Annotated in this window: 17 protein-coding genes and 1 pseudogene; 9 read left to right on the forward strand and 9 right to left on the reverse strand. The window is 71.5% G+C overall.

The features are described from left to right. The first annotated feature begins 44 nt into the window (after window positions 1-44). From R6Y94_RS29610 to R6Y94_RS29620, 3 genes and pseudogenes are all read left to right on the forward strand, one after another. Window positions 45-1160 carry a hypothetical protein gene (locus R6Y94_RS29610; RefSeq protein ID WP_318399141.1) on the forward strand — a complete coding sequence of 372 codons (1116 nt, stop codon included), beginning with the start codon at window positions 45-47 and terminating at the stop codon, window positions 1158-1160. A gap of 47 nt (window positions 1161-1207) precedes the next feature. Then, the gene (locus R6Y94_RS29615; protein WP_318399142.1) at window positions 1208-1819 is read left to right on the forward strand and encodes a S1 RNA-binding domain-containing protein; all 612 of its coding nucleotides are present in this window, start codon (window positions 1208-1210) and stop codon (window positions 1817-1819) included. A 100-nt stretch (window positions 1820-1919) separates the two neighbouring features. After that, window positions 1920-2003: pseudogene (locus tag R6Y94_RS29620) on the forward strand (DUF397 domain-containing protein); the annotation flags it as partial. A gap of 10 nt (window positions 2004-2013) precedes the next feature. On the opposite strand, the gene msrB reads toward R6Y94_RS29620, so the two are convergent. Continuing rightward, window positions 2014-2475, reverse strand: a complete 462-nt coding sequence (gene msrB, locus R6Y94_RS29625; protein ID WP_318399143.1) for a peptide-methionine (R)-S-oxide reductase MsrB — start codon at window positions 2473-2475, stop codon at window positions 2014-2016. Between the two features lie 269 nt (window positions 2476-2744). On the opposite strand from msrB, the gene R6Y94_RS29630 reads away from it, so the two are divergent. After that, complete coding sequence (locus tag R6Y94_RS29630; RefSeq protein ID WP_318399144.1) at window positions 2745-4328, forward strand: alkaline phosphatase D family protein; 1584 nt, start codon at window positions 2745-2747, stop codon at window positions 4326-4328. Further along, on the forward strand, window positions 4298-4486 hold the full coding sequence (locus R6Y94_RS29635) for a hypothetical protein (RefSeq protein ID WP_318399145.1): 189 nt from the start codon (window positions 4298-4300) through the stop codon (window positions 4484-4486). The genes R6Y94_RS29630 and R6Y94_RS29635 overlap by 31 nt, the downstream gene beginning before the upstream one ends. 12 nt (window positions 4487-4498) lie before the next feature. Here the strand turns inward: R6Y94_RS29635 and R6Y94_RS29640 are convergent, their stop codons facing one another. The 4 genes from R6Y94_RS29640 to R6Y94_RS45345 all read right to left on the reverse strand — a co-directional run bounded on the left by R6Y94_RS29640 (window position 4499) and on the right by R6Y94_RS45345 (window position 9600). After that, window positions 4499-7387 carry an AfsR/SARP family transcriptional regulator gene (locus tag R6Y94_RS29640; protein ID WP_318399146.1) on the reverse strand — a complete coding sequence of 963 codons (2889 nt, stop codon included), beginning with the start codon at window positions 7385-7387 and terminating at the stop codon, window positions 4499-4501. Between the two features lie 538 nt (window positions 7388-7925). Beyond that, on the reverse strand, window positions 7926-8312 hold the full coding sequence (locus tag R6Y94_RS29645) for a VOC family protein (RefSeq protein ID WP_318399147.1): 387 nt from the start codon (window positions 8310-8312) through the stop codon (window positions 7926-7928). 152 nt (window positions 8313-8464) lie between these two features. Beyond that, window positions 8465-9085 carry a DUF305 domain-containing protein gene (locus R6Y94_RS29650; protein WP_318399148.1) on the reverse strand — a complete coding sequence of 207 codons (621 nt, stop codon included), beginning with the start codon at window positions 9083-9085 and terminating at the stop codon, window positions 8465-8467. 119 nt (window positions 9086-9204) lie between these two features. After that, a complete protein-coding gene (locus tag R6Y94_RS45345) occupies window positions 9205-9600 on the reverse strand; it encodes a hypothetical protein (protein WP_412102918.1) in 396 nt (131 codons plus the stop codon). Between R6Y94_RS45345 and R6Y94_RS29655 the strand changes: the two genes are divergently transcribed. From R6Y94_RS29655 to R6Y94_RS29665, 3 genes are all read left to right on the forward strand, one after another. Then, a complete protein-coding gene (locus R6Y94_RS29655; protein ID WP_318399149.1) occupies window positions 9599-9781 on the forward strand; it encodes a hypothetical protein in 183 nt (60 codons plus the stop codon). The genes R6Y94_RS45345 and R6Y94_RS29655 overlap by 2 nt on opposite strands. Window positions 9782-9883: 102 nt before the next feature. Further along, window positions 9884-10402, forward strand: a complete 519-nt coding sequence (locus R6Y94_RS29660; RefSeq protein ID WP_318399150.1) for an AAA family ATPase — start codon at window positions 9884-9886, stop codon at window positions 10400-10402. Window positions 10403-10639: 237 nt separating this feature from the next. Next, on the forward strand, window positions 10640-11149 hold the full coding sequence (locus R6Y94_RS29665) for a hypothetical protein (protein WP_318399151.1): 510 nt from the start codon (window positions 10640-10642) through the stop codon (window positions 11147-11149). A gap of 152 nt (window positions 11150-11301) precedes the next feature. Here the strand turns inward: R6Y94_RS29665 and R6Y94_RS29670 are convergent, their stop codons facing one another. The 4 genes from R6Y94_RS29670 to R6Y94_RS29685 form a co-directional block, all read right to left on the reverse strand. Next, a complete protein-coding gene (locus R6Y94_RS29670) occupies window positions 11302-13578 on the reverse strand; it encodes a dipeptide ABC transporter ATP-binding protein (protein ID WP_412102915.1) in 2277 nt (758 codons plus the stop codon). Window positions 13579-13591: 13 nt separating this feature from the next. Further along, the gene (locus R6Y94_RS29675) at window positions 13592-14506 is read right to left on the reverse strand and encodes an ABC transporter permease (protein ID WP_318399261.1); all 915 of its coding nucleotides are present in this window, start codon (window positions 14504-14506) and stop codon (window positions 13592-13594) included. A 5-nt stretch (window positions 14507-14511) separates the two neighbouring features. Further along, entirely contained in the window at window positions 14512-15471 is a 960-nt protein-coding gene (locus R6Y94_RS29680) for an ABC transporter permease (RefSeq protein ID WP_318399152.1), read from the reverse strand. An 81-nt stretch (window positions 15472-15552) separates the two neighbouring features. Further along, on the reverse strand, window positions 15553-17358 hold the full coding sequence (locus R6Y94_RS29685; RefSeq protein WP_318399153.1) for a peptide ABC transporter substrate-binding protein: 1806 nt from the start codon (window positions 17356-17358) through the stop codon (window positions 15553-15555). Between the two features lie 271 nt (window positions 17359-17629). Here R6Y94_RS29685 and R6Y94_RS29690 point away from each other — a divergent pair, with 271 nt between their 5' ends. Next, window positions 17630-18778: an ROK family transcriptional regulator gene (locus tag R6Y94_RS29690; RefSeq protein ID WP_318399154.1), complete on the forward strand. Its 1149-nt coding sequence runs from the start codon at window positions 17630-17632 to the stop codon at window positions 18776-18778. Window position 18779: the final 1 nt, after the last annotated feature.

The raw sequence follows: 18779 nt of genomic DNA on the forward strand, positions 1-18779 counted from the left end.
GGGTAGCCGGCTCGAAACGTGAAACCCCGTGCCACACTTGCCGGATGCGGCGCCTGGTGACCCTCCTGGCGGCGGCGGTGCTGGTCCTTCCGGTCGGTGGCGCGGCAGGCCGGCCCGCCGCCGGGCAACCACCCGGGCAGGTGGCGGCCGGCATCCGCGCCGCCGGCGGCACCCCGGTCTGCACCGTCGACGACAAGCGGCTACCCGAGGTCTCCGGGCTGGCCGCCACCGAGGACGGCTACGTGGTGGTCAACGACAGCTCCGATGTGGACAACCGACGGCGGATCTTCTTCCTCGCCCGGGACTGCGCGGTCACCCGCTCCGTCCGCTATCCGTCCCGGCCCCGGGACACCGAGGACCTGGCCAGGGCCCCGGACGGCACGATCTGGATCGGCGACATCGGCGACAACGACCGGGTACGCGAGACCGTCGCGCTCTGGAAACTGGCCCCGGAGGCGCAGTCGCCGGTGCTGCACCGGGTCAGCTATCCGGACGGCGCTCACGACGCGGAGGCGCTGCTGCTCTCCGGCGACGGCACCCCGATCATCGTCACCAAGGACTCCGGCACGCCCGGCCTCTACGCCCCCGCCCGGGCGCTGCGGGCCGGGCAGACCACTCCGCTGCGCAGGGTCGGGCAGTTCACCCTGCCGAGGAGCACCACCAGCAACCCTTTCTCGATCTTCGGACGGCAGCTCGTCACCGGCGGCGCGGTCGCCCCGGACGGCGGCCGGGTGGTCCTGCGCACCTACGCCGACGCCCTGGAGTTCGACGTACCCGACGGCGACGTGGTCCGCGCCGTCACCGAGGGGACGCCCCGGGTCATCCCGCTGCCCGACGAGCCACAGGGTGAGACGGTCACGTACGCCCCGGACGGGACGGCACTGCTGACACTTTCGGAGAAGGGGGACGGCGAGTCCGCCGCCGATCCCGTGCTGCTGCGCTATCCGCTGGCGGATCGGGAGCCGCAGCCCTCCCCCTCGCCCAGTACCCACGCCACTCCCGGCGACAGGCCGTTCGACCGGGGCCGGGCAGCGGAATCGAGCCAGGACGTCACCGGCGCCTTCGTCGGTGCGGTGGCGGTGACGCTGCTGGTCCTGGTGGCGGTCGGCGGATTCGCCATCTGGCGGGCTCGCCGCCGGCCGTCTGGCCGAGGTCGATAGTGCTGCCGCGAACAGGTTCGCGGGGTTGGCGTGAAAGGCTGGACAGTATGGACGGACCGGCTGAGAACCCCGAACTCTGGTCGTTCCTGGAATCACTGCACCGCGGCGAACTTCTGTCCGGCACCGTCGCAGCGATCGAGCGGTTCGGCGTGTTCGTGGCGCTGGACGACGGCCCCGATCACCCCGTCTTCCCCGGCGTCGGGTTCATCACGCTCGCCGAGTTGTCCTGGCGGCCCTTCCGGTCAGCCTCCGAAGTCGTGCAGGTCGGACAGCGTGTCTCAGGAGAGTTCCTCCAGTTCGACACATGGAACCTGGAGGCCAGACTGTCCTTGCGAGCGACGCGACCGGACCCCTTCCAGGTATTCGCCGACGGCGCTGCGGTGGGGCAGAAGCTGCATGGACGGGTCACCAAGCTGGTCCCGATCGGCGTCTTCGTCCAGGTCGCCGACGGAATCGAGGGACTGGTCCCGCCACGGGAACTGGCGTGGACGCCCGTCGAAGGCCCGTCGGATGTCGTCCAGGTCGGCGACGAGGTCACGGTCGTCGTCACCGAGATCGACCGAGAGCGACGCAGGCTGGCCCTCTCCCGACGACAGGCTCAGCCGACCAACGAAGTGGTAGAACGGTGTCAGTCCGAGTCATCGCGGGCGCGGCCGTAGCGCTCGTGGATCACGCGCGAGCCGAACGTCCTGGTCTCGACCGGGTCTAGCCGAACGTCTTCGGTGACCGGCGGCAGGAAGGGCGTACCGCAGCAAGGACCAGGCCGGACCGGTGCTCGCCTTTCCGCCGTACGCCTGGTCCGCCTTCGTCGCCGGAGTGAAGACCGGCACCCTCACCGGCTGACCACGGCAGGTCAGCTTCCGTCCGCGCCGTCGAAGAGTCGGCGGTACTCGCCGTAGCCCTCGCGTTCGAGGTCGGCCAGTGGGACGAAGCGCAGCGCGGCGGAGTTCATGCAGTACCGCATCCCGCCCCGGTCCCGTGGGCCGTCGTCGAAGAGATGGCCGAGATGGCTGTCGCCGTGCGCCGACCGCACCTCGGTACGGACCATCCCGAGGGTCGTGTCGTCGATCGCCACCACGTTCGCCGGTTCGATCGGCGCGGTGAAACTCGGCCACCCGGTACCGCTGTCGTACTTGTCGACCGAGGCGAACAGCGGCTCGCCGGAGACGACGTCGACGTAGATGCCGGGCTCCTTGGTGTCCCAGTAGGCGTTCCGGAACGGCGGTTCCGTCCCGCTCTCCTGGGTGACGTGGTACTGCTGCTGGGACAGCCGGGAAACGGCCTCCGGGTCCTTGCGGTACTCCTTCGACGCCACGGGTCCTCCTTGCCCGGATCCTGCCCGCCACGGATGCGCCGGGCACTGTGCCACCGCCGGAAGGCGCTGGTCGCGCGGGCGGCAGAGCCGCAGTTCCCTACCCGGCCGGCGGCACCGGAAACCCCGCTGCCCCGCCGTGCGGGTCCGCCTCACCCGGGGCAGCCGTTCGCGTGCGGTTGAGGCGCTGGTCACCGAAGCCGGGTGGTCAGGCAACATCCGGTCGGTAGACCTCGGTCCGATCGGAGTTTCCACCCAGATTCGGAGGACCGATGACCGCACTTGATCGGCGTACCCTGCTCCGCGCCGGCCTGACCACCGGAGCCGGACTCGCCAGCGGCGCGCTGCTCGGCGGCGCCGCCGCGACCGCCGCCCGCGACGGGGCCACCCGGTCCGGCGCGCCCGGCTGGCGGCCCGGCGGACGGCCGGTGCTCACCCACGGGGTGCAGAGCGGCGACGCGACCGCGCACTCCGCCGTGGTGTGGACCCGGGCGGACCGGGCCGGGCGGCTGCACCTCGAGGTCGGCCGCCGTCCCGACCTGCGCGGGGCGCGCCGGGTCCGCGGCCCGGTGCTCGACCCGCGCGGCGACTTCACCGGCAAGGTACGCCTGACCGGGTTGCCCGCCGGAGAACGGCTCTACTACCGGGCCCGGGTGGAGAGCCTGGACCGGCCCGGCCTGTTCAGCGAGCCGCTCGACGGCAGCCTGCGCACCGCCCCCGGCTCCGGGGACCGGCGCGACGACATCCGGTTCGTCTGGACCGGTGACATCGCCGGCCAGGGTTGGGGCATCGCGCCCGACCTCGGCGGCATGGGCATCTTCCGCGCCATCCGGAAGGTACGCCCCGACTTCTACCTGTGCAGCGGCGACACCGTCTACGCCGACGGCCCACTCGCCGAGACGGTGACGCTGCCCGACGGGCGGGTCTGGCGCAACATCGTCACCCCGGAGAAGAGCAAGGTCGCCGAGACGCTGGCCGAATACCGGGGACAGTTCGCCTACAACCTGCTCGACGAGCACTTCCGAGCGTTCGTCGCCGAGGTGCCGCAGGTCAACCAGTGGGACGACCACGAGGTGACGAACAACTGGTACCCGGGCGAGATCCTGGACGACGCCCGGTACACCGAGCGTCGGGTCGACGTGCTGGCCGCCCGGGCCCGCCAGGCGTTCCACGAGTGGGTGCCGACCCCGTCCGACGGGCGGCTCTACCGGCGGCTGCCGTACGGGCCGCTGCTGGACCTCTTCGTGCTGGACATGCGCACGCACAAGGATCCCAACGACGGCAACACGTACGCCGACCCGTTGCGCGGGCTGCTCGGCCGCGAGCAGCGGGAGTGGCTGGTCCGGGAACTGAAGCGGTCGACGGCGACCTGGAAGGTGATCGCCGCCGACCTGCCGATCGGCCTGGTGGTGCCGGACGGCGCGACCGCGCAGGAGGGCGTCGCCCAGGGCGACGGCGGCGTACCGGCCGGCCGCGAACTGGAGTTCGCGGAGATCCTGCGCGCCACGCACCGCGCCGGGGTACGCGGGATCGTCTTCCTCACCGCCGACGTGCACTACACGGCGGCGCACCACTACGACCCGGCCCGGGCGGCGGTCGCCGACTTCACCCCGTTCTGGGAGTTCGTCTCCGGACCCGCGCACGCCGGCGCGTTCGGGCCGAACACCCTGGACGGCACGTTCGGCCCCCGGGCGGTCTTCGTGCACGCCCCGCCCCGGGCGAACACCTCGCCGGCCGAGGGATTCCAGCACTTCGGCGAGGTGGCGATCGACGGCCCCTCCGGCGCGCTGACCGTGCACCTGCGGGACCAGGACGGCCGTGCGCTGTGGACGACGACGCTGCCGGCGCCGCGCTGACCGGAGGAGTAGCGGGGACCGGCCGAGGGCCGGGTCGGTCGATTGCCGGCCCGGCCCTCCGGCTTCTCGCGCTGCGGGTGCCGGACCAGCTCATCGCCGAGATCACCGCGTTCGACTCGCACCTGTTCGCGGCGTTCGGGCTGCCGGCCAGCCGCTGACCCGACCCTCCCTCACCACCGGCGGGACGCGGAGCCGTCGGCGCCGACTCCGGTCCCGACCACCTGGCCCGGGTGGTCGAGCGCGGCGAGCTTCGTACGCACCTTCCCCGCCTCGACGTGGTCGACCTCGCCGAGCACCTCCAACGCCTCCCGCCAGACGTCCCCGGCGGCGCGCAGGTCTCCGAAGGCGTGGTGGGTGTCGCCGACGTGCGACAGCGTGATGCCCTCCAGGTGGCGGTCACCGAGCGCCCGGTAGAGCCGCAGCGCGTGGTCGTAGCAGCGCAGCGACCGGGACCGGTGACCGAGATGGTGGTGCGCCCGCCCCAGACTCTCCCAGGTGTTGGCCTGGCCGTTGCGGTCGTCGAGTTCCTGGAGCTGGACGAGGGCCTGCTCGCAGTAGGCCAGCGCCGAGACGTGGTCCTCCAGCAGGGTGTGGTACCAGCCGACCGCGTTGCGCGCCCGCGCCTCCCCGTGCCGGTTACCGGCGGCCTGGAGCAGCCCGAGCGCCCGCCGGGCGTGGTCGAGCGCCTCGGGGAGCTGCCCCCGCCGCTCCCACATCAGCGACAGGTTCAGGTGCGTGTGGCCCTGCCCTACCTGGTCACCGGAGCGGCCGTACAGTTCCAGGGCGTTGCGGAGCTGGGTGTCCGCGTCGTCGAGGCGGGCCAGCCGGGTGTAGGCGCGGGCAAGGAACCGGTGCGCGACCGCCTGGGCCGCCGGTTCGGCCAGCCGGCGGGCGGCGGCGACCGCGGCGCACTGGGTACCGACCAGGTCGTACCAGTGGCTGCTTCGGTCCAGGTAGGTGCCCAGTGCCCAGCCGAGCTGCCACGTCTGCACGTCGCGTCCGGTGCTGGCGGCGTGTTCGAGGACGGCCAGCAGCACGACGCGTTCGGCGGCGAACCAGTCCAGCGCCCGCTGGTGGTCGGCGGAACGCTCCGGGGTGACTCCGGGGCGCGGCCGGCCGAGCGGCAGAGGACTCGGCTCGGTCCGCAGCAGCCCGTCGGCGGCGTCCGCGCTGTAGACGTAGTGGTCGAGCAGCCGGTCGACGGCGGCCCGACGCCGCCGCTCCGAGTCGAACCGCTCGGCCACCTCGGCCGCGTACGCCCGCAGCAGGTCGTGCGGGGCGTACCGGCCGTCGGACCGCTGCCCGACCAGGTTCGAGCGGGTCAGTTCGGCCAGCGTCTCCCGGGTCTCGGCCGGCGGCCGACCGGCGAGACTTGCCGCGGCGGCGGCTGAGAGGTCCGGCCCGGGATGCAGGCCGAGCAGCCGGAACAGTCGCGCGGCGGCGGGACTGAGCGACCGGTACGACCAGGAGAAGACCGCCCTCAGGTCGGTGGTCGGGTCGCCGGTGCTCAACGCGTCGAGCCGGTCGGCACCCCGGCGTAGCTGGCCGGCCAGGTCAGTCAGGGAGAGGTCACGGCTGGTGGCGACCCGGGCGGCCACGATCGCCAGCGCCAGCGGCAGCCCGGCACACCGGGCCAGGATGTCGGCCACCGCCTGCGGCTCGTCGCCGGCCCGGTGCCCGCCGATCCGCCGCAGCAGCAGTTCCCGGGCCTCCCGGGCCGGCAGCGGGTCCACCGGCACCGGCCCGGCACCCTCGATCGCCACCAGGTCCGCCAACCGGGCCCGGCTGGTGACCACGACCAGGCAGCCGGGACCGCCGGGCAGCAGCGGGCGAAGCTGGGCGGCGTCCCGGGCGTTGTCCAGCAGCACCAGCATCCGCCGGTGGAACATCTGGCTTCGGTAGAGCGCGGCCTGCGCGTCGAGGTCGGTCGGGATCCGCTCAGCGGGCACTCCGAGCGCGTCGAGGAACTGCCGCACCGCCTCGGCCGGGGCCACCGCCGGGCCGGCCGGGTCGAAGCCGCGCAGGTTGACGTAGAGCTGGCCGTCGGGAAACCGGTGCGCCACCTGGTGCGCCCAGTGCACCGCCAGGCTGGTCTTGCCGACGCCGGCCGTGCCGGAGACCACGGCGATCACGGTCGCCGCCGGTCCGGGCGGCCGGGTCGCCCGGTCCAGCAGCCCGTCGAGCCGGGACAGCTCGGCCGTCCGGCCGGTGAACTCCGCCAGGTCCGCCGGAAGCTGCGCCGGCTTGGGCGCGCCCCGGGCCGCCCCGACGGTCACGGTCTCCGGTCCGGTCGGGCGGTCGGTCGGCTCCTCGTCGTGCAACAGCGCGGTGTGTGCGGCCGCCAGCGCCGGCCCGGGGGCTACACCGAGGTCGTCGGCGAGCCGCCGGCGCACCTCGTGGTACGCGGCGAACGCCTGCCCCCGCCGACCGGCCGCGTGGTACGCCCGGATCAGCCGGGCGTGCGCCGCCTCGTCCAGTGGCGCGGCGACCGCCGCCTCCGCCAGGATCGGCAAACCCTCGGCGGCCCGACCGGCGGCGATCATCACCTCGCCGTACCGGCCGAGTGCCGCCTGCCGCTCGCCGGCCAGCGCGACCACCTTCGGATGGCTCGCCAGGGTGGGGATGTCGGCCAGCGGCGGACCGTGCCACAGCGCCAGTGCCTCGCCGAGCAGTTCCGTCGCCGCGTCGAGCTGCCCGCGCCGCTGTGCGGTCGTGGCGGCGTCGATCCGCTGCCGGAACCGCGTGACGTCCAGCCCGGCGTCGGGCAGGTGCAGCGCGTAGCCGTCGCCGACCAGCCGCAGCACGGTGCCCTGGTCCCGGGGGCGCCGCTCCGGCTCCAGCAGCCGGCGCAGGTGCTTGACGTGGGTCTGGATGACGTTCGCCGCGCTGGTCGGCGGCTCCCGGTCGTACCAGAGCCCGCTCATGAGTTCGGCGCGCAGCAGCGGCTTGCCGCCGGCCAGCGCCAGCAGGCCCAGCACCACCCGGCGGGCGGCGGGCCCCAGGTCGAGCGGTTCGCCGTCGCGCCAGGCCCGCACCGGACCGAGCAGCTGAATCCGCACGAGCGCCCCCCGCCGTCCGTCCACCGCCGCCGCGCGCAGGATGATCCGGATGCGGCGGCCAACTGCCGTCGAACTTAGATCAGCGTCGGTTGATGTGCCTATCGGACCAACGGCGGTTTCCGGACGTACGCCGGACCACCGGCCCCGCGCCGCGCGCCGCCCACGCCGACCGTCCTTGACAACCCGCCGACCGGTACTGGACGTTCCAGTGGTTGGAGCTGGGAATATACGTGGCGCTCGCCGCGCTGTTGGCGGGATTCGCCTTCCGGCGGCGGCGCGCTGCTCTGCGCGAGTTGGCTGGCGTTCTTCGGTCTCCTCGGTGTTCTGGTCACACCGCTGGCCGGGCTAACTAGTGACCTTCATCGTCCTGCCTCCGTTCCACGGCGTCACCAGTGCCGGCCTGTACAGCTCGCGTCCCGTCCCCGCTGGCCGCAGCCGAGGCGGAACCGGAAGCTGACCGTCGATCCGACGGGCGAGCCGCCGAGGACCCGGTGGCCCGCCGACAGGTGCCGGCGGGCCACGGCCGGGCGGCTCGGGTCTACTGTCCGGGTCCGTTCCAGTCGACCAACTGGACGATGACGCCGTTGGGGTCGCGCACCTGGAAGGCTCGCTCGCCCCACTCCTCGACGGTGAGCGGCATGGTGATGGTCACACCCTCGGCCTGGAGGCGGGCGAGTTCGCCCTCCAGGTCGTCGACGACGAAGGCCAGGATCAGGCCACCCGCGTGGTCGTCGCGCTGGTCGGCCGGCAGCGACGGCAGGCCCTGGCGCAGGAAGACGACGTTCATCCCGGCGTCGTCCCTGGTCAGCGACGCGAAGCCGTCGGCGGCCATCGCCTCGGTGAACCCGAAGTGTGTGACGAGGAAACTGCTGGAGGCGGCGACGTCCGCCACGTTCAGCGAGACGGCGGAGGAGGTGATTTTCACGAGCGGCTCCCTGGCGGTCGAATTAACTCCTTACATTGTACGCCGTACGGAGTACGGATATTCCCGCCAGGCAGTGTCGACGGGGAAGGGAGGCAGCGTGTTGGGTGTGGTGGTCCGGCGCGCCGCGAACCGGCACGCCGGACCGTGCCGCCCTACCGGTTGTTGAGCAGGTTCCGCATCTGGCTGATCTCCGCCGTCTGGTCTGCCTTGATCTTCTCCGCGAGGCTCTTCGCCGCCGGGTTCTGCCCCTGCTCCATCTCGGTGCTGGCCATCTGCACCGCGCCCTGGTGGTGACGGATCATCATCTCCAGGAACATCCGGTCGAACTCGTTTCCGCTGGCCCGCTCCATGGCGGTCATGTCCTCGGCGGTCATCATCCCGGGCATGGCGTCGCCGGGAGCGATGCCGTGCATGCTGTGCCCGCCCACGGATGGAGAGGCCGTCGGCGCTCCCCATTCCCGCAGCCACGCCGTCATCTGGTCGATCTCCGGCTGCTGAGCTGTCTTGATCTTGCCAGCCAGAGACTTGACCTGCGGATCGCCGGCTCGGCGCTCCGCCAGCTCGACCATCTGCACGGCCTGCCGGTGGTGCGGGATCATGCCCTGGGCGAAGGCAATGTCCGCCTGGTTGTGTCCGGTCGTGGAGACCGGTGCGCTGGTCGCGGTGGCCGCCGGCCGTTCGGCGGTGTGACCGCTGCCGTGCCCGTCACCACCGCAGGCGGCGGTGACGGCGACAGCGCCGATCGCGGCGGCCGTCAGCACGACGGATCGCATGATGGGTCGGTTGATACGCATGGGTTATCGACTCCCTGATAGCCGTTCAAAGTCACGACGAGATGCCCGACAAACCCGCCTGCTGATCAGGCGGGTCGGTAACCGGGCCGGGAGTCGGCCTACACGCGCCAGAGGGACAGTTCGGCCAGCGACGGGGGACCGCAGCCGCTGCCTCCGGCGGCCTCACTCGCCGCCGTCTGTGGAGACAACACAGCGACCGGCACCGGCAGCGTGCCAGGAGCCGGGAGAAGGGCCGGCACCGGCGCAACCTGGCCATGACCCGGTGTGGTGACCTGGCATACCTGCCCCGGGTGCCCGTGCGGCGGCCCTGGGCAGTGGGGGTCCTCGGGAGGACAGTGTGTGTCCGGGCCGGCGAGAACGGCACTCGTAGTCTCCAGACCCGCCAACTGGAGCCCGGCACCCTCCAGGTCCCCAACCACGGCAGGCATGTCCTCAACCGCGGCAGGCGATGAGTGATGACCATCCGCGATCGGGGTACCAACGAGTTGATGCATGAAGATCAGCCCGACGAGCCCGACCAGTATCGCCACCACGCGGGTCACCGTGAGTGATCGGCAGAGCTGGGCGCGAATGGCGGCTGTCATCAACGTCATCTTAGCCACCGGAGGGTCACCCGGCGGGCCACTCGATCCGCCCACCAGCCGTATGCAACTTTTCGAGATGGGCCGCACCTGATCTCGATGGTTGGCACCACCGCGGGAAACGCCGAAGCCGTACCGGATTTCTGCCGTGCCCGTTCTCGCGGCCCGCAAAGCGCTACATGTAGTGTCGGGTCCCGTGATCGTGTGGCTCAACGGCACCCACGGGGCAGGCAAGACGACGACCAGTGCACTCGTGCAGCAACTGCTCCCGGACTCACGGGTGTTCGACGCCGAGAAGGTCGGCGAGACACTCATGGACATCACGCCAGGGCTGCCCGAGACGGACAACTTCCAGCACTGGCCGCCGTGGCGGCAACTCGTCGTCGAGACCGCCCGCCGCGTACTCGACTACACCGGCGGCACTCTGGTGATGCCCATGACGGTCCTGGTCGAGCAGTACTGGCGCGAGATCAGCACGGGCCTCGCCCAGCATGCCATCCCGGTCAGGCACTTCGTCCTCCACGCCGACCAGGACACCCTCCGCGGGCGTATCGCGGGGGAACACTCCGTCCCCTCCCCGTTCCGCCTCAAATACCTCGAGCCCTACGCCGAGGCGGCCCGCACGTGGCTGCCTGGCGAGGCCGAGGTCATCGACACCACGCACCTCACGCCCGCCCAGGCCGCCCTGCTGATCGCAGAAGCCGTCAAGAGTTGAGGTCCGCCCGCCACGCGAAGCAGGCGCGTGTGGCAACGAAGAACGACCTTCTGGTGTCAAGCAGGGCGAATAGTCAACCAGTGGCCCTGCTCAGCCCAGCACCGCGGTGTCATCTACGGACACGCCCCGGCCCCACCGGGCGGTTCGCACACCTGTCGGGTAATTTCTGTTGCTGGCCGTCACCTGCCGAGGAGCTGGTGTCAGGCGGCCCTCGCCCGGACAGGAGATAGCGCAGGCATGGGTAAGCGGACGGTTCACGTCTCCGACTTCAGTGGCAAGGTGGTCCAGTCCGCCGACGAGGTGGTCCGGATCGTGGTACTGGACCACCCCGACCTGGTCGCCGGGCCGGTGCAGTTGGAGGCCGAGCCGACCGAGGTCGAGAGCATCGACGACGCGGCGCTCGACGTCGCGGTGGTGGAGATCCACGACGGCCAGCCGGGCGAGGCTCCCCGCCGGGTCGTGCTCACCGCCAGCGAGTTCGACTCGCTCGCCACCGACGTGCCAATGGCCCAACTGCTGCGGACCGCCGAACGGGTACGCCCGGCCAAGGCGAGCCGGGAACGGGTCGACTACGCCACCCTGGAGCACGCCGGCAAGCCGCACCGGGGCCGGGTCACCGAGGAGGAGGCCCGGTTGGTGCGGGACCACCTCGACGAGGTCAACAAGCGACTCGCCGACGAGGGGATCCGGCAGATCGACCCCGCCGACCCCGAGCACGCCGCCCGGTACGGCTTCCCGACCGCCTGACATGGGGTCGTGATCGTTACGCCCGGATCCGGACAATCGCTGACCGGCCGCCGGGCGGTCCGGCCGCCCGACCCGGCCACCGGTGACCAGGTCGGGGTCCGGCTGTCCGGGCGCCGCCGACCCGGTCACGCCGACCAGCTCGGGGTGGCTCGCTATCCGGCCGCGCCCGCCCCGGCGGTCGCCGCGCTCGACTCCGGGCGCAGCGGGAAGTGGCACGCGACCTGGTGAACGCCGCCGGTCAACGGCGGTTCCGTCCGGCAGATCTCGGCCGCGATCGGGCAGCGGGTGCGGAACCGACATCCGGTGGGCGGGTTGACCGCGCTCGGCAGCTCACCCCGGATCGTCATGGTCTCCCGGTCAGCGGCGGCGGCATCGGGGCTGGCGGACGGGACCGCGTCGATCAGCGCCTGGGTGTACGGGTGCCGGGCGGACCGGACCACCTCGTGCGCCGGACCGACCTCGACCAGCTTGCCGAGGTACATCACCCCGATCCGGTCCGACATGTAGTCGACGACGGAGAGGTCATGGCTGATGAAGACGTACGCCAGGCCGAGTTCGCGTTGCAGGTCCCGCATCAGGTTGAGCACCTGCGCCTGGATCGACACGTCGAGCGCGCTGACCGGCTCGTCCCCGACGATCAGCCGGGGTTGCAGGGCCAGCGACCGGGCCAGCCCGATCCGCTGCAACTGGCCACCGGAGAACTCGTGCGGATAGCGCTCCAGCACTCGTCGTGACAACCCCACCTGGTCGAGCAGGGTGGCGATCCGGGCCCGCCGAGCCGTCCCGTCGCCCACCTGCTGGATCTCCAGTGGCTCGGCGAGGATGGCGTCGACCCGCATCCGCGGGTTCATGGCCGCGTAGCTGTCCTGGAACATCAACTGGACCTGCCGGTGCATCCGGCGGCGTTCCCGTCGGTCCAGGCTCGCGATGTCGGTACCGTCCAGCACGACCTGCCCGGCGGTCGGCCGCTCCAGCCCGACCACCAGGCGGCCCACGGTCGACTTGCCGCACCCGGACTCGCCGACCAGCCCGAACGTCTCGCCCGGCTGGACGTCCAGCGACACCCCGGCGACCGCGCTCACCCGGCCGGCGGCCCGGCGGAACAGCCCGCCACCGTTCGCCGGGTAGTCCTTGACCAGCTCGCGGATCGACAGGATAGGTGCCGGTGCTGCCGGCCGGGACTCCGTTGTCCCGACCGGCCCGACCGGACGCGGTGCCGGTGCCGGTGCACCCGTCCGGGGCTGGGCCGCCACGACCGACGTACCCGCCTCGCCAGGGCCGGCGGTCGGCGGCGCGGCGGTGACGGCGGTCGGCGGCGCGGCGGTGACGGCGGTCGGCGGCGCGGCGGTGACGGCGGTCGGCGGCGCGGCGGTGGTGGTGGCAGCGGGCGACCCGGGCACCGGGGCTGACGACACGGTCACCGGGTGCAGGCAGGCGTACTGGTGCGGCCCGGTGGTCAGCGCGACCTCGGTGCTCCGGCAGTCCTCGGTCGCATGCCGGCAGCGGGGCCCGAACCTGCAGCCCGTGAGCGGCCGGGACAGGTCCGGTGGCAGGCCGGGAATGCTGTAGAGCCGGGCGTCCGGCTCCCGGGTCGCCGCCTCCGGCAGCGCCTCCATCAGCGCCTCGGTGTAGCGGTGCCGGGGCGACCGGAACAGTTCGCCGGTGCTGGCGGTCTCGACCACCCGGCCGGCGTACATCACCGCGACCCGGTCGGCCCGACCGGCGATCACGCCCAGGTCGTGGGTTACCAGCACGACCGCCATCCCGAACTCTTCCCGCAGGTCGTCGATGAGTTCGAGGATCTGCCGCTGGGTGGTCACGTCGAGCGCGGTCGTCGGCTCGTCCGCGATCAGCAGCCGGGGCGAGCAGACCAGTGCCATCGCGATGGCGACCCGCTGCCGCATCCCGCCGGAGAGTTCGTGCGGATAGTTGTCGACCACCTTGTCCGGGCGGGGCATCCCGACCCGGCGCAGGATGTCGATCGCCTGTTCCCGGGCCTGCGCCTTGCCGGTCCCCTGGTGCACCCGGAGCGGCTCGGCGACCTGGGTGCCGATCCGCATCGTCGGATTCAGCGAGGTCAACGGGTCCTGGAAGACCATGCCCATCCGGACGCCACGGATCCGGCGTACCTCGTCGGTTGGCAGCGACCGCAGGTCGCGGCCCTCGAAGAGGATCTCTCCGCCGACCACCTCGCCGCCCGATGGCAGCAGGCCCATCACCGACAGTGCGGTCATCGTCTTGCCGCTGCCCGACTCACCCACGATGCCGAGGGTCTCCCCCGGCCGGACCGCCAGGCTGACGTCGTCCAGGGCGTGCACCGTGCCGCGTCGCAGCGCGATGTCGGTACGCAGGTGCCGCAGTTCCAGCAGCGATCCGGACCGGTCGGACGCCTGCGCGGCCCCGGCGGTCGAGCTGATCGGTGCGCTCATTTCCCTACCTCCCCTAGCGGCGCCGGAGGCGGACCTCGAAGGCGTCCCTCAGCCCGTCGCCCATGAAGTTGAAGGCGAGCACGATGAGGATGATGGCGATTCCGGGCGGATACAGCAGCCACCAGTGGCCGCTGTAGGTGTCCGCGAGCCCGTCGGAGAGCATCCCGCCCCAGTTCGCGGCCGGCGGCGGGACACCGAGGCCGAGGAAGGACAGGTAGGCGACGTAGAGGATCGCGTCGGCGACCTGGAAGGTCGCGTTCACGATCACCGTGCCGATGGCGTTCGGCACGATGTGCCGGCGTACCGCCCGGCTGCCGGTGCCGCCCATCGCCCGCATCGCCTGGACGTACTCCCGGGAGCGCAGGCTCAGTGCCTCTCCCCGGACCAGCCGGGCCGGGCCGAGCCAGGCGAAGGCGCCGATGATGAGGATCAGCATCGGCACGCTCGGCGTGACGATCGCGGCCAGCAGCATGAAGAGGAAGAGCGACGGGATCGACATCATCGCGTCGACCACCCGCATCATCGCGGCGTCCACCCAGCCGCCGGCGAAACCGGCGACCGCGCCCCAGACCGTGCCGAGGAAGGTGGCCAGGATCCCCGCCGCCAGCCCGACCACGATCGAGGTCTGCCCGCCGAGCATCAGCCGGCCGAGCTGGTCGTAGCCGACCCCGTCGGTGCCGAGCGGGTGCCCGGCGCCGGGTGCCAGGTGCACCTGCGTAAGGTCGGTGTGCACCTGGTCGGTGTGGTAGAAGAGCGGCCCGAGGAAGCAGACCCCGGCGAGCAGCACGAACAGGCCGAGGCCGACCAGGGCCAGCCGGTTCTCGCAGAAGACCGCCACCCCCTGCCGCCACAGGCCGCGTACCGGGGCGTCGTCGGGGGCGACCGGCTGCGGTGCGCGTACCGGGCCGGTGGCGGCCAGCTCGGTCAGGGTGGTCACGAGGTGCTCCCCCGGAGTCGTACCCGCGGGTCGACCGCGGCGTAGAGCAGGTCGGCGATCAGCGCGCCGAGTACGGTCGCCACCGAGAGGATCAGGGTGACGCCGAGCAGGATCGGGAAGTCGCGCTTGAGCGCCGCCTGCCAGAACAGGTGCCCCATGCCCGGGAAGTTGAACAGCGACTCCACCACCAGGGCACCGCTGAACAGCGCCGGCAGGTACATGCCGAGCAGGGTGATGACCGGGAAGAGGCCGTTGCGCAGGGTGTGCCGGACCACTACCCGCCGCTCGGAGAGTCCCTTGCTGCGGGCCGTCCGGACGTAGTTCTCGTTGAGGTTGTCGACCATCGAGGAGCGGACGTAGCGCGAGTAGACCGCGATGGTGACGATCGCCAGGGTGACGGTGGGCAGCACCAGCCCGGCCGGGTCGGCCAGCACCTCGCCGACGGTGAAGCCCTGCGGCGCCTCCGGCGGCAGGATCGGCCAGACCTGCGAGAATCCGATGATCAGCATCAGCCCCATGAAGAAGATCGGGGTGGCGTACGCCAGCAGCGACAGCGAGGTGATGGCGTAGTCCGGCCAGCGGTTGCGGCGTACCGCCTGGATCACCCCGAGCGGAATCGCCACCACGATGGCCAGCAGGGTGGAGAGCAGCGACAGCACCATGGTCTTGGGCAGCCGCTGGCTGATCGCCTCGGTGACCGACTGGTTGAGCTGGAACGAGTAGCCGAGGTCGCCGTGCAGCAGGCGCTGCACGTACATGCCGTACTGCTGGATCCAGGGCCGGTCGTAGCCCATCTCGTGGTTGAAGGCCGCCAACTGCTCCAGCGTCGCCTCCTTGCCCAGCGTCGCCCGGGCGGCACCGCCGGGGAGCAGGTGCAGCAGGACGAACGCGATCACGGTGACGAGTACGACGACGATGAGAGCCTGGCCCAGGCGCGTGACGAGGTACCGGACCACGGGCGGATCCTCCCCTCCTCGGGGGCTCCGGCGACGCTCGCGAGGGGCGCCGCCGGAGCCGGGACGGTCAGTTTCTGCCGACTACTTCCAGGACCAGTCCTGGAAGTACATGTTGTTCATCGGGTCCTGCGGTTCGACGCCCTGCAACCCGGACTTGTACGCCGAGATCTGGAACACCGGGTTCGGCATCCAGAGCACCGGCAGGTCCTTGGCGAGGAAGTCGTTGTACGCCTTCAGCGCGGTGTCGTCGCCGGAGAACTGGGTCGCCTCGATGAGCTGGTCGGCCTGGGGGTTGCTGTAGCTGCCCAGGTTCACCGGCGCGTCGGTGGCGAAGAGCCGCTCGCCGCTGGCGAAGGCCGGGTAGTACCAACTGCCCTGCGAGCCGAAGAAGGACATGTCCCACGAGCAGGTCGCCTCGGTCGGCTTGCAAGCCGGGGTGACCGCGACCGAGTCCGGCACCTCCTTGATGGTCAGCTCGATGCCGAGCTTGGCCATCTGCGACTTGATCTCGGCGAACATCTTGGTGGTGGCGGCGAACCCGCTCTGGCTGGTGACGGTGAAGGCCAGCGGGGTGCCGGCGGCGATCCCCTCGCCGCACTGGTTCGCCCCGGCGCCCGCGCTCTGGCAGGTGGTCTGGCCGTCCGGTGCCACCTTCCAACCGTGCGCCTCCAGTAGTTCCTTCGCTTTGTTCGGGTCGAAGGAGTAGACGCAGCCGTTCTCGGCCGAGCCGGCGGTGCCCGGCTTGGGCGGCACCGGCCCGCAGGTCGGTTCGGCCATGCCGGACCAGATGACCTTGTTGATGGTCGGCTGGTCGATCAGCATCTGCATCGCCTGGCGCAGGTAGTCCTGCTTGAACAGCACGCCCGTCTTCGGGTTGTTGAAGTTGAGCTGGAGGTAGGTGATGGACCAGCCGTACCAGGGAGCGATCGTGTAGTCCCTGGACTCCAGGTAGGACTTCTGGGACAGGTTGGCCGCCGGCACGTAGCCGTAGTCGATCTCACCGGCCCGGAGCACGTTGAACTCGGCGTCGTCGCTGGTGAAGGGCCGCAGCACGATCTTCGACAGCTTCGGCTTGTCGGTACCGGAGTAGCTCGGCTGCGCGGCGAGCACGACCTCGCCGTTCGGGACGTACTTCTCCAGCTTCCACGGACCGCTGTTGACCTTCCAGAGGTCGTTGCTGGCGTACGTCTTGGGGTCCTTCGACGCCGCCGTCAGGAAGTCGAAGACCTTCTTCGCCCCTGCCGGGGTCTTGTCCAGGTCGCTCACGCTCGCGGCGGCGGAGTCCTTGTCCCAGGCGTGCTGCGGCATCGGGGTGATCCGGTTGAGCTGGTTCCCGACGAACCAGGCGGTGTTGTAGACCTGGGTGGTCGTGACCGAGAAGGTCTTCTCGTCCTTGATCGTCCAGGCGGCGATGTTGTCCGGGAAGCCGCCCTTGCGGTACGACGCCCACTTGTCCTTGTTCGCCGTGACGACGTTCCACCAGAAGTCGATGTCCCGGGTGGTGATCGGCTTCCCGTCGGACCAGGTGTTGTCCTTCAGCGTGATCGTCAGGGTCTTGCCGCCGTCGCTCACCTCCGGCGGGTTGGCCAGCGACCGCTCGGTGTCGATGTTGTACTTCGCCGTGCCGTCGAGCTTGTACTGGTAGAGCGGCCGGTACTGGGCGTTGCCGAAGATGGCGTTCTCGCCCTGGGTGAAGCCGGGGGCCGAGATGGGCAGGATCCAGTTCGGGGTCCGGAAGGCGACGGTGGCGGTGTCCTTGCCCTGACTTCCGCCCTTCCCCGACGAACTGCTGTCGCCGCTACAGGCGGCGAGGCCCAACCCGAGGGCGAGCGCACTGGCCACGGCCACGGTGCCGCGGAGTGCGCCCCGGTGGAATCTGCTCCTCATGAGTCTCCTCGATCGATGTGCGCGTGCCCCGCGTCGCCGGGCGCGAGGGGCGTCGCGTCCAGCCACCTGGTGCTTCCCGAGCGATCAATGCGGAGAATGTATAGGCGATTAAGTTTCTCGTCAACGAAATTAACCTACTTCCTTCGCAGACTTCCGTCAGGTTAGGATCAAAGCCGCCGAAGCTCGTCCGCTACCCTTCGCGGTGATCCCCGTCCCGTACCTCCGGTAGCCGCAAGGGAACCCGGACGATCCGGCTGGAAGAAGGAGAGGTATGTCGGACCCGTCGATCTCCGCGACCCTGCGCGACCAGACGCTCAGCCTGCTGGCCAGCGGCGAGGCCACCTCCCGGGCCGACCTCGTCGAGGCGCTGCGGGTGGCGCCCTCGACCGTCACCGGAGTGGTGCGCCGGCTGCTCGACGAGGGCGCCATCCTGGAGGAGGGCGTCGGCCGCTCCACCGGCGGGCGGCGGCCCCGGATCCTGCGGCTGCGGGGGCCCGAGGGCGTCTTCGCCGTCGCCGAGCTCGGTGCCCGGCACGCGCGGGTCGGCCTCTGCACCCCGGACGGCCGGCTGCTCGCGGCCGAGGAGATCGGCATCGACATCGCCGCCGGCCCCGGCGAGGTCTTCGAGGTGGTCGGGGACGCCTTCACCCGGATCCGCGCCGCGACCGCCCCCGGACAGGCCCTGCTCGGGATCGGCGCCGCCATGCCCGGCCCGGTCGAGTTCCCCCGGGGCCGGCTGGTCGGCCCCGCCCGGATGCCGGGCTGGAGCGGCGTCGACGCCCAGGCCGAACTCGGGGCGCGGTTCGACGTACCGGTGGTGGTCGACAACGACGCCAAGGCGGCGGCGATCGGCGAGTACGTCACCCGGGGCCGGGACAGCGGCGACATGATCTACGTCAAGGCGGGTACCGGCATCGGCGGCTGCCTGGTCAGCGGCGGTCAGGTCTACCGGGGCGGCCGGGGGCTCAGCGGCGACGTCACCCACGTACGGGTGGCCGACAGCGGCGAGCGGCAGTGCTCCTGCGGCAGCCGAGGCTGCCTGGAGACCGTCGCCAGCGGCGCCGCCCTGGCCGCCCAACTGGCCGAGCAGGGCCAGCCGATCACCACCACCCGGGACGTCATCGCCGCGGTCGTCGACGCCGAACCGGCCGCGGTGACGCTGGTCCGGCGGGCCGGCGGGCTGCTCGGGGTAGCCCTCTCCGGCCTGGTCAACTTCCTCAATCCCGACGCCGTGGTCATCGGCGGAGCCCTGTCCAGCCTGGACGTCTACGTCGCGGCGGCCCGGGGGATGCTCTACGAGCGGTGCCTGCCGTCGATGACCCAGTCCCTGTCCATCGAGGCCAGCGTCGCCGGCCCGGATGCCGGCCTGGTCGGCCTCGGGCATCTGGTCCGCACCGTGACCGACGCCCGACCCGCCTGAG

Origin of the sequence: Plantactinospora sp. KLBMP9567, assembly GCF_033446045.1 — a bacterium.
Taxonomy (GTDB): Bacteria; Actinomycetota; Actinomycetes; order Mycobacteriales; family Micromonosporaceae; genus Plantactinospora.